11 protein-coding genes are annotated in these 11,400 nt (G+C 43.9%); 4 read left to right on the top strand and 7 right to left on the bottom strand.

What is annotated here, in order from left to right:
* Positions 1 to 677: 677 nt before the first annotated feature.
* The 4 genes from K8R76_03820 to K8R76_03805 are packed head-to-tail and all read right to left on the bottom strand — an operon-like array spanning position 678 to position 4,383.
* A complete protein-coding gene (locus K8R76_03820; GenBank protein ID MCD4847299.1) occupies positions 678 to 1,589 on the bottom strand; it encodes a class I SAM-dependent methyltransferase in 912 nt (303 codons plus the stop codon).
* A gap of 15 nt (positions 1,590 to 1,604) precedes the next feature.
* Entirely contained in the window at positions 1,605 to 2,813 is a 1,209-nt protein-coding gene (locus K8R76_03815; protein ID MCD4847298.1) for a cation:proton antiporter, read from the bottom strand.
* Position 2,814: 1 nt separating this feature from the next.
* Positions 2,815 to 3,627 (bottom strand): PTS sugar transporter subunit IIA, encoded by an 813-nt coding sequence (locus K8R76_03810; protein MCD4847297.1) that lies wholly within the window; start codon positions 3,625 to 3,627, stop codon positions 2,815 to 2,817.
* A 54-nt stretch (positions 3,628 to 3,681) separates the two neighbouring features.
* Complete coding sequence (locus K8R76_03805; protein ID MCD4847296.1) at positions 3,682 to 4,383, bottom strand: HAD hydrolase-like protein; 702 nt, start codon at positions 4,381 to 4,383, stop codon at positions 3,682 to 3,684.
* 597 nt (positions 4,384 to 4,980) lie between these two features.
* Between K8R76_03805 and K8R76_03800 the strand changes: the two genes are divergently transcribed.
* From K8R76_03800 to K8R76_03790, 3 genes are read left to right on the top strand one after another with little or no spacing between them, the layout of a single operon-like run.
* A complete protein-coding gene (locus K8R76_03800; GenBank protein ID MCD4847295.1) occupies positions 4,981 to 6,159 on the top strand; it encodes an ABC transporter substrate-binding protein in 1,179 nt (392 codons plus the stop codon).
* Between the two features lie 50 nt (positions 6,160 to 6,209).
* The gene (locus K8R76_03795) at positions 6,210 to 7,034 is read left to right on the top strand and encodes an ABC transporter permease (GenBank protein ID MCD4847294.1); all 825 of its coding nucleotides are present in this window, start codon (positions 6,210 to 6,212) and stop codon (positions 7,032 to 7,034) included.
* A 1-nt stretch (position 7,035) separates the two neighbouring features.
* Positions 7,036 to 7,797 (top strand): ABC transporter ATP-binding protein, encoded by a 762-nt coding sequence (locus K8R76_03790; GenBank protein ID MCD4847293.1) that lies wholly within the window; start codon positions 7,036 to 7,038, stop codon positions 7,795 to 7,797.
* 62 nt (positions 7,798 to 7,859) lie between these two features.
* On the opposite strand, the gene K8R76_03785 is transcribed toward K8R76_03790, so the two are convergent.
* The 3 genes from K8R76_03785 to K8R76_03775 form a co-directional block, all read right to left on the bottom strand.
* Positions 7,860 to 9,062, bottom strand: a complete 1,203-nt coding sequence (locus tag K8R76_03785; protein ID MCD4847292.1) for a hypothetical protein — start codon at positions 9,060 to 9,062, stop codon at positions 7,860 to 7,862.
* A gap of 79 nt (positions 9,063 to 9,141) precedes the next feature.
* Positions 9,142 to 9,801: an energy transducer TonB gene (locus K8R76_03780; GenBank protein MCD4847291.1), complete on the bottom strand. Its 660-nt coding sequence runs from the start codon at positions 9,799 to 9,801 to the stop codon at positions 9,142 to 9,144.
* Between the two features lie 169 nt (positions 9,802 to 9,970).
* Complete coding sequence (locus K8R76_03775; GenBank protein ID MCD4847290.1) at positions 9,971 to 10,108, bottom strand: hypothetical protein; 138 nt, start codon at positions 10,106 to 10,108, stop codon at positions 9,971 to 9,973.
* A gap of 157 nt (positions 10,109 to 10,265) precedes the next feature.
* On the opposite strand from K8R76_03775, the gene K8R76_03770 reads away from it, so the two are divergent.
* Positions 10,266 to 11,399, top strand: a complete 1,134-nt coding sequence (locus K8R76_03770) for an ABC transporter permease (GenBank protein ID MCD4847289.1) — start codon at positions 10,266 to 10,268, stop codon at positions 11,397 to 11,399.
* The last annotated feature ends 1 nt before the right edge of the window (position 11,400 follow it).

Here is an 11,400-nt window from a genome sequence, read left to right as displayed (position 1 = left end):
AGGATTTGGATCGTTCAGATATCTTGGCAACTTCGCTTAATTCTGCTGCTAGTTTCTCAGGAAGCCTTACTGACATGGCAATACTCATTCTTACACCCCCTATAGTGTATGTGTATGTAGTTATCTGTAAGACAATATAACACAATGTATGACGCGAGGCAAGGTTGATCATATTTTCTGGAGAACGCCTGGGCTTAGCTGAATGCGTGAAGATAGCCTGTACTCTGGTGCATTTCTGCTACAGCCCATTGTTGAAGAAACTGTTTCCTCTTCAGGTTTTTCCTGGTCCTGTTTCCGGTCTCTATTACGGCGACGGCTTTTTGTCCTGTGGGCCCGATTTCCTATTACATTCTGTTCTCAAGCCGGTGCCGTTCCTGCTCGTCAACAATGATTATGTAGAGTCTTCATTTCCTTTTAAATATTCTTCCAATTAAAACTATTAATTCAGATAATATGTTGTCAATGGTAATCACAATGAAGAAACTTGGCATAAGTAGTAAACATATGTACACTAAAGTGGGTGAAAACCGTGGATATGTAGAGTCCACATATCAGGGAAGTTCAATATTCATGATGTGATTAAAGTGAGTACAAAGAAGGGTTGAAGCTCATGAATCTGATACAGGAGAATCATATACACTACATGATCGAGTGTGTGAAACGTTTCCATATAATCTCTATCTTAAGTAATAGTAAGGAACTTTGAAGTTTATGATTTGCTGTGTTGTGATATGTTTCTTTTGATGTGTGGAATAGCAATTTTCATCCTTCAGCAGAATAAAGCTCATTCCAGAATATGACGGCATCAAATTTGAAATGTAATCATCAAGCCTCATTAACATTCCAGCAGAACGCAGACCAAACACTAACCTGAATAGCGGAAGGCAGGAATTATAGTTGTTTACTAGAAATTGCGGATAATTCTTGGATTGTTCTATTTTCATTGCGTCTAGAATTCCTGCAATCAACTTTAAATATGGATTAAGAAACCTTCTCGAAATGACTTTGACAGCTCCCGGGAGAACAAAATCAAAGCTATCCGTATCAAAACAATGAATATGAGAATGAGGTATTTTTTCTTTGATATTATCTTCGATAAACTCCTTTGGTTCATGCGGTACCGTAATAATAACTGCTTTGCTACAGACTCTTATCAGCTCGTTTGTTGCTTTGTGCAAATCAGGCACATGCTCCAATGTTTCATTGCATAAGACAACATCGAATTCATTGTCATTGTAAGGAAGTTGATGAACATCTACCGGTTCACCATCAACATCGAAGATCTCTTTTGCCCTGCTGCATGCTTCCCCGGACAGGTCTGCACTTCGCACACTTGCATTAAATATTAAACGTGCTAAAGCCGCCTTATATCCCTCTGCACCGCCGACATCCAGTAGCGAGGTGAACTCTAAATGGGAAAGCGTTTTCATGATTTGATAAGTGATGATATATCTAGCGATTGTACCTGGTTCGCTGTGTCCTTTCCTGAAGCCGTAAATAGGCTGATGAGCATGATAAATACCCTCTTTGTCAGTCATTCTGAATCGTTGATCCAGCCAGAGTTTCATATCATGTGTGTAACTATCCATAGGAATTATCCTCTATTATTCCGGGATTTCTCCAGCCTTTTTCAAAGCATATTTAGCCATTATCGGTCCTATGATCTCAAAGATTATACAGGTAGCTGTTACTGTTGTGATTACGGCAATACCTATTTCTGAAGCATGTGTTCCCATTTGAGAAAATTGCTGAGCAACCGCGATGGAAAGACCAATTGCCACACCGGCCTGAGATAGAATACCTATTCCAAGATATTTTCTGATATTTGATGGAGCCTTACCAATCCGCGCCCCAAATCCTGCTCCAAGAACCTTTCCTGCTGATCTTGTGATTATGTAGACCAGCCCAAGAAGACCCAGAGAAGGCAGAGAACCAAGGTTCAGGTGTGCACCCGCTATAAAGAAAAACAAAATGAAGATGAGAGGCATCAGTGGACGTAAACGGTTTGCGACAACACCGGATTCACTTCTGGATGTGTTTGAAAGCACAAAACCCATTGCCATCGGCGTGAGAATGGGAGAAAAGCCATATGTGAGGGCAAGTCCTACGGAAACACATACGAATCCGAAAGTCAGAGCTGGAATATTATCATGTGAGCGGATAAGTCTGATCAGTCTGGTGTACACAATACCGAGAATAAGGCCTGCGGCAATACTGATCACAATTTCGAGAGCTGGTTTACCTACAGATGAAATTACATTCGTAGATCCGCCTGTTTCAGAGCTGAGAAGTGATTTACTCAGAGCAGACGCGAATCCAAAAATAAGGACAGCTATCCCATCGTCAAAACCGACTACTGCATATAGAGCCTGAGTAAGATTACCTTTTGCCTTATACTCCTGGAGGACTGCTACCGTTCCGGCCGGAGCAGTTGCAGGAGCCATAGCACCGAAAATCAGAGCCATAGGCCAGTCTCCGCCGGAAATAATCAGTACACCTAGAGTTACAAGAGCGAATGTAAAGAGGGTTTCACAGAGAAGAATTGCGGTAAGGCTTTTGCCAAGTCGTTTGAGTACATTGAGATTCAATTCGGAACCAATACTGAAAGCCACGAATCCCAATGCGATATCAGGTATGAATGAAAGATGTTCAAGTATTTCCACATTGAATATTTTCAGAAGAGAGACTCCCAATATGGCACCTGCAAGCATGAAACCGATCAGGGAAGGTAATCCGATTTTTCGGGCAAATTTGCCGGCATATAGACCGGAAAGAATCGCAATTCCAACAAGACCGATAATAGAAACTGCCATTTTAACTTTCCAGAGATCCGTGAACTGATTCCAGATCGGAGACAGTTATCATGATATCAGTTCTTTCTGATAGTGGACCGCAAATGAATTCTATGTTTCTTATTGTTGCGTTAACTAATTCATTTCTGATTACAGATACAATAATTCTGTTAAAATGTTGTATGTCTGTATTCCAGAAACCTGCATAGAAAGGGATATTCATCAGATATCTTGTTGATTCATCTGCGTCCATAATCATGGATGAGGTTGTTTCAGCTGTCGCGAAAACCTGCAGAAGCTCGTCGAAAACACTTTCATCCTGTACAAAAAGGTGAAGGAGTTTTTTTCCAGATCGGGCAGATCTGGCTTCATCCGGGGAGTCGCTATCTGAGAGAATTTTGCATGCAATTTCAGGAGTTTCCACGTTTCGAATGCTATTTCTCAACTCGTTGTTTCTAAAAACCTGAGCGAGAGAGGAGAGCAGTTGAAGGTGTGTTCGAGGATGTTCTTCAGGACCAATTACGAATGGTATAAGATCAACCTTCTCATCATCAGAAGCGTTGAAATCGATCCCATTAGAGAGAACTACAAGCCCGGCAACAAATCCGGGCATTTCAGGTATTCTGCAGTGCGGTATTGCTACTCCGTGACCACATGCAGTTGAGGACAGTTTCTCCCGTTCGGAAAGAGCATTGTAGATTGTGTCACTACTGATATCCTTCAGAGGTTTGGCTGAGGATGCGAGTGCTGCTATTTCACGGAGAAGCTGTTCACTGGAATCAGGCTTAAGGTCAAGGGAAATAAAGCCTGGCTCAATTATTTCAGATAGCTTCATTACAGGCCTCCAGTGTTTACATGCATTGAACTTGATTCATGCTTACTATGTCAATTAAGATTTGATCAGACCGGGAATGTCAAGCAGTTCATCGAATTTCTCAATAGTTATGACAAGTCCCGGATTGATAAAATCCTCCCGTTCTGCTGCCCACGTTCGATCTCTAATGATGTGCACTGCTTGAATTCCAAGTGTAAGGGCCGGATTGATGTCTGATCGTGGGCTGTTTCCCACCAGTATACAGCCGTCTGGAGTCATATTGAAACGAGTAATAAGATCTTCCAGGTTTGCAGCAGTTTTCTCAGGCACGATGATCAAATCATCAACGAGCTTCACAAGATCGGATTTCATGAATTTGTCGTACTGGTGTTCCTGTTCACCCATCGTGTAAATGATTGTAGTGACAGGGAGTGACTTAACAGCCAGCAGAGTTTCCATTACTCCTGGCATCAGTATTACCGGATGTTCAAGCAGTGTGCTTTCAATATCATGAAGGGCAGTAGATGCCCACAATGGTGGCTCAGGAATGAGTTCAAACAGAATATTCCGTAAAGTATTAATGTATGGTCGTGCACCATAACCTGTTGCTGATAATCTCTCAATGTCTCTTGTATGAACCATATGACGTATGTTTTCTCTCTTGAATCCCAGAGTGTACATAAGCTCCAGGAAATCGTACTCGGTTCTTTCGAAGAAGAGAGCGCTCTCCCAGAGGGTGTCATCCGCGTCAAGAATTAGAAGTGTCTTACAGTTCATGGATAAAATCTTCCCGGTTCGCACATGTATCACGGTAAACTCACATTTGAATATACCACAATTTACAGGGATATGATAAAATCAGCAATTATAAATAAAAGAAACGTTTACGCAACATATAACAAAGAGTTCAAGAGCTTATACAAGGCAGCTTATGTAAAACATCAGAATAATTCAGGTATTCATTTCATCTCTATTATTAATTATGAGTTAACATGAAATTTCAACGTTGTACATGTTTCTAAAGGAAATGATGCACGACGTAAATGCATTATCACGATAAATGAAGATAATAATGTTCATATTGGGATATCGAAATTGATACGTTTGTTATTAGTAGTAATTGAGAGTGGTTAACTACGTGAATGAATATGAGTAAACACAATTGCGAAGAAAATTGAATTAAGGAGTTACGATAGAGTGATGTAGTAAGTCATTACAGGTTGACCACCAGATAGCTTTTTTGCAGAGTAACACTTGTCAATAAATTGCGAAGTGCAGATATCGGAATAATTTTTCAGAGGAGATAAATATGTGACATCTTAGATTTGATGCTGCAGGTTGTAGTAATTACTCTTAATTCAAAAGGAGAAATGCATGAAAAAGCAGATCTCGGTCAAAGGTGCGTTCCTTTCAATAATATTTTCAATAATCATTGCAGGATGCGGTGAGAAGGCTGAACAGGTTCAGACTTCAGAGGATCCCAATATACAGGAGCAGGTAGTTGATCTTTCGATAGAGGTAACTCTTCTGAAAGTTGGTCATTGCATGCATGATCACCATACGGCTGTGTTTGTATCTGCTCTGCGTGGTGAACGAATGAGCGCGATTTACGGCATTTACCTTGAACCCCTTGGAGAAAGCTATTATGCCCTCATCGAGGAAGGGCAGAAAGTGGCTGAAATAGAATTTGTACAGTCACAGGGAGCCATTAACGTTCCCAACAATATGATCGCAGGACTGTTCGACATAGGTTTCGGTGGTGTGATTCCTTTTGCCGCGAGTGCTGACCAGGGAAGTGGGATCAAAATAATCAGCCCTCTTCACAGCAGGGGTGATATGCTTGTTGTATCAATCGATAATGAAGAGGTCAATGACTGGGACAGTTTCGTAAACTGGGTGAATGAAAGCGAAGAACCGCTTATCATAGGATTCAAAAGCCCGAAGGCTGTTGCTCTTCTGATATTTGAATCGGCGCTTACTGAGGCAGGAATTCCGTGGAGCATGCAGGGAAATCCCGAACCTGGTTCGAAAATTCTTCTTTTCAACGCACAGGGAGAACCCAACCTGAATCCATCACTTCAGAATGAAACCATAGATGCGTATGTATCGAATAACCCTGCCTGTGCAATGGCTGAGCATAATGGAATAGGAAAATGCGTTGCAGAGCTTTCAGACCTTCCTCCAGGAGATTTTCTCAATCATCCATGCTGCGCTATTGCGGCAACGGAAACAGCAATTGCTGAGAAACCACTGGAAATAGCGGCGTCTCTAAGACTGTTCGCGGCGGCAACAGACTATATCAATGACAATCCTGAGGATGCAGCTGCCGTAGCCGCAGAGTGGATCGGCAACCCCGTTGAAGTAGAACAGGTTTCAATGGCAACCAGCGGATACAGTATGGAAGTTTCTCTGGACTGGCACGAGAATATGGTTGCCATACTCGATAATATGAGAAATCTGGGAGCATTCACCGGTCCTCTTTCGGAGAAGGATGATGATGCGAACGCCTGCTTCCTCTATGATTTCTCCCTTATGCCGGAAAATCTGAGGTAGATTCAATCTCAACAATGGGCAACGGCAGAATGGTTTCCCGGATCGTACGTTTGAAAAATCGACTTCCCGGTCTGGTTATCCCTGTTTTACTACTATTATGGTGGGCGCTTATTACCGGAGAGGGTTGTGATACTCTGCTGCCCTCTCCGGCAGAAGTATTCCTGATCCTTATACATCCGTTTCAGGATCAGATATCAACAGGGTCCCTTATCTGGAGTATGACTGTAAGTCTTGTTCGAATAACTCTTGGATTTTCACTTGCTGTTATTATCGGTATTCCGATTGGTCTTTTGATGGGTGCATCCGGACATGTCAGGAAGTTTCTTTCCCTGATGATAGAGATGGCAAGACCACTGTCAGCTATCGCTCTTCTGCCCCTTTCAATAATACTGTTCAAATCGGAGACCCTTTCGCAGTTTTTCGGTATGTCATATCTGAGATATCAGAAGCATCTTTTCAACGAGATGCAGCTGGGAATGATCTTCATTCTGTTCTGGGGAGGTGTATTCCCGATTATTCTTGGTACCATTCAGGGAGTTAGAAGTGTTCGAAAACTGCATCTTGAGGCAGCAAAGGTTCTGGGTGCACGAAAAGCTTTCGTTTTCCGGCATGTAATGATTCCATCCGCTCTTCCGGACATTTTTCACGGACTTAAACTCGGGATCGGCAGATGCTGGATGGTTATCATTGCAGCGGAGATGCTCCCCGGAACGAACTCCGGAATAGGATACCTTATCAGGTATTCCTACCAGCTGTCCCGCTATGACATAATGCTCGCCTGTCTGGTTATTGTCGCGATTATCGGCGCTTTCTTCTCAAAGGGGCTTGAAGCGCTTGGAGAGAAATCACTGGTTCTAAGAAGCAGGGAAAGATAAAATGAAGGCTTTGAGTGTAACAGGACTTGTAAAGACCTTCAGAGAGAAATCCGGTGATGTTCATGCCCTCGGTCCTGTAAGTCTTGACATTCCCCAGGGCAGCTTCCTGTGTGTGCTGGGACCCACGGGCTGCGGGAAGACAACTCTTCTTCGAACAGTTGCCGGTCTGGAAATACCTGACAGCGGAAGCATTGAGCTGATGATCAGGGTCGACGGCAGACAGCCCGTTGTAGGTTACGTTTTTCAGCAGGGAGCTCTTTTTCCCTGGATGAGTATCTATGCGAATGTTGAATTTCCCCTCCGTACGCGGGGAAACATTGACAGGATAACCCGCCGCATTCGCGTGGAGGCGATACTTGATATGGTTGGACTATCTGATTTTAGTTCAAGTTATCCCCACCAGCTTTCCGGAGGGATGCAGCAGCGAGCTGCTCTTGCCAGATCATTGGTGATGCAGCCTGATATCCTGCTTCTTGATGAACCTTTCAGTTCTCTGGACACCAGAACCAGTCAGGATCTGCAGGAGAATCTGAGGAATACATGGAAAGAGGCTGCCACTACAGTAGTGTTTGTGACACACAGCATTGAGGAAGCTGTCTACCTTGCCGGGGAGGTGGTCGTTCTTGGTCATAGACCGGGAAGAATAGTTCGCCGTCAGACAATAGACCTTCCTGATCCAAGATCAAGGTTATCTCCGGAATTTACGGAATACCTTGTTTCACTGCGAAGGACTTTTGAAGAACTTGTGGAGGAACCGGACTGAATGATGCAGAAAACTGACGTTCTTGTTACAGGATACGGCGTCCTGAGTGAGATTTTTTTCGGTTACTCGGTAAGATACTCCAGGGATAATGCATATAGCGGTTCAGATGGATCAAAGCGAACCGCTTTTTGCACATCATCAATGATCTGTGAAATGGATTGTTCTGACAGATAAAGAGCCCATCCATGCAGATAAAATGCTGCTGCGCACTCCGGTTCAACTTCCAGAGCGGATTCAGTACATGAAATCAGATAACCTGACAATTCGGTTTCCCATCCCTGTGCAACAGTTCCCTGTATCAGAGGAGATTCAACGCAGAAAATCTCTTCCGGAGCGTACTGCCTCATGATGTCAATCGAAGCCTGGTAATCACCGTAGAATACATAACCAAGCAGAGGGTACCCGCCTTCAACAGAACCTTCTCCGGTTTCAAGATTCTGTGATATCAGGGTCTCGTTCCATACGATAATCCACCTCTCCGGATCGCTCACAGTATCCGGCAATGGGAGAACTTCTCCAATAGCCGTGAAGGCCTGCAGCCACAACCCGGCCTCCGCAAACTCAACTGCTCTGTTAACAGGTTCCCTGAGAGAATATTCTGTAGCTGGTGGAAGCTTCCGGAGGTTCATGGCAACCATCTCCGTGCTACGACTGTCCCACCTCTGAATTCTTATGTCGGGCTTTATTACACCGGAAGCATAGAAAAACACGTACGGATCAGAGTAGTCGAGAAGGAGGTCAGTCAGGCTGTCGGCAGGAAGATTCTCGAGCCATGCGAATCCGGGTCTGCAATGACTTGATGAGAATCTGATATCCAGATATTTACCGTCAAACGTAAGAAGTTCATATGCGCCACTATGTGCGCCAATTCCGCCTTCCACGGCAAGCCAGATGAAATCATCTGTAATGAATTCCTGCTTAACTCCATCACTGAACATGTAGTCAATGGATTCATCAACCATTGTAATCCTGTCCAGCTCAATCCAGGTGGAATCTTCCCATGTGAAGATGGCTAGAAAGTGATCTGTCATAGGGTTGGTATCCCAGTTCACCATCCCTGAGCTGTGTACTGCCCAGAGAGGAATTCCTGTGATCGTGTTATCGAGCGGAAGTACTGTTATGCTGTCGAAGGCCTCCTGAGGTTCGCCTGCAAGAACAGTATCAGCGAGTCCATCAGTCGGAATGTCCCATACGTTTATCGACAATACGCTTTCAGTCACATAGTCTGATAGAAAGACAGCTCCGGCAATTATGATCCCAATCATGCAAAATCCTCCAGGTTTGATACTTTATTCCTGAGAAGTATACATGATTTTCTTTGCGCAGTAAGCCCATCAGGATTGGTTATTCAAGTACGAAATTGTAGATAACCGAAGTCCATACGCCAACAGGTTCATTATCAGCTCTTCTCGCGGGGGACCAGCTGCTGTTCCATGCTGCTTCCTCAGCAGCTTCGTCCATACTTCCCAGTCCTGAACTCTGTGTGATAACCACCTGAACGGGTATACCTTCAGTCGATATGAAAATCTGGAGTATAACTCTTCCTTCAACTCCTGCCTGTCTTGCCATATCCGGATAGTCAGGAACAGGTCTGAATGTACAGACCGGAAGAACACTATGAGGAATAAATGTCCCGGGATCCGGAATAGCGTCCACCGCCGGATTTACATTATGTGTCAGGTTGTTCATCGCGACTGTAATCGCATGATCAAGACCGGTTGTATCGTTTGAAAGGCTTATCACCAGTTCAGGCTGAACGACATCAGGTATTTCATTCCGGATTATATTCTCAACATCAACCGGATTGTCTTCCTTGAGTTCCGGTGGAATCTCGTAAAGCTCTCCGGGATCAAATCCCTGCATTTCAGCATCAACCGTTTTCGCAGCGAGTCTTCCTATCCGGGTACCAGGGATTACCTCAAATATCAGGATTAACAGAATAATACCCGCAACAGTACCGTAATCCATCGCACTCGCTTCTGATACATTTCTTGGATTGCGCATTTGGAACCTCCTTCAATCGTTATACAAATTCAGGAGATTTCTATTCCGGAGAACAGTATTAGGAATATGATCAGATTGAATTATGTGCAAATGAAATTTGCGAATTTTGCCAGAGAAAAACCGTACCCTGCACGGAGAGGGATCTGAAATTAAACTGAGTAATCAGTTATCAGCTTTTGGTTTTCAGTTTGAGAAACAGAATGATAGCGATAGAATCAAGTGAGATAAGCATAGCGAGAACCTGACCATCACCGACATTATTGTATCCAAACACCAGCCTCATAACAAGAAAAACAAGCGTACCCATCTATCCATACCTCCTCTTTTGTTAATGATTAAATACAAACTGATTTGTTCATTGACAAGTTTTAACCTGAGTCCGATGGGACTCCCTTTAGTTAAGATTTATTACTATGAATCAATATGCATTAATAAGAAAACAGGTATTTGCGGGAAGGTAATACTTGAAAAACACTGACAAGCTTACCCTTGATGGCACACAATTATCTATTCATGGTGTGCTTGAAACTGATGATACAGATTACCTCAGGGGATTTCTTGAGAAGAATAAGGCTGCGTTTTTCGATGCCGGAAAACTGAGCCTCGATTTTTCTGACAGTCCCGGTATGGACTCAGTTCCAGGTACAATTCTCTATGAGTTTTGTCGTCAGCTTGCCAGAGCAGGAGTGAAGATCACCCGAATCGGAGCATCCAAATCTATCGATAGTCTATTTGCTTCTTTTAAAAAGCATGAATCTGCTTCCTCTTTAAAAAAGCAGAAGTTTGGATTGCACGAGCATTTTGAGGATCTGGGTGAGGGTGTATCCACGTTTATGAAGACACTGTCCGGACTATGGTTCTTCGCGGGTGAAACTCTGAATGCTTTCATTGGAATGATTCTGCATCCTCTGAAAATCCGATGGCCAATGGTTTTTTACTATATGGAAGAAACCGGTGTGAAAGCTATCCCGATAATTGCAACTCTTACCCTGCTTCTGGGTACTGTCCTGGGTTATCAGTCCGGATTTCAGATGAGGATTTTTGGAGCGGAAAACTTTATGCCGGCACTGCTGGCCTACAGTATTACCTGGGAGATTGGACCCATGCTCGCGGCAGTACTGGTCGCGGGACGGTCCGGATCAGCTTTTGCGGCTGAAATCGGAACCATGCAGGTCAGACAGGAAGTAGATGCGCTCCGCGTTATGGGTTTCGACACTTTCAGCTACCTTGTTACTCCAAAGATGATAGCACTTCTCTGCGTAATGCCGTTCCTTGTCCTGCTGGCAAACTGCTCGGGGATTTTTGGCGGACTGCTCGCAGGTATCCTTTTTCTTGATCTTCCTGCCAGTACGTTTATTTCGGAACTGGGCAAAGCGCTTATTCCACTGGACATTATCTGGGGAATGATGAAGAGTGTAATTTATGCTGTAATTATCGCGAATGTCGGATGCTTTATGGGAATGCGGGTTCGCGGCGGCGCGTCCGCTGTTGGAAAAGCCACGACCGCTGCGGTTGTACTGAGTATCTTTCTGGTAATTATTGCTGATGCTCTCTTATCCTTGCTGTTTGTCCATATACGTCCTGGATTGAGTATGTGAT

It is taken from the genome of Candidatus Aegiribacteria sp., from assembly GCA_021108435.1.
Classification (GTDB): domain Bacteria; phylum Fermentibacterota; class Fermentibacteria; order Fermentibacterales; family JCC-6; genus Aegiribacteria.
Note: the sequence above shows the minus strand (reverse complement) of the source record. Positions and strands in the feature narration are given on the sequence as shown.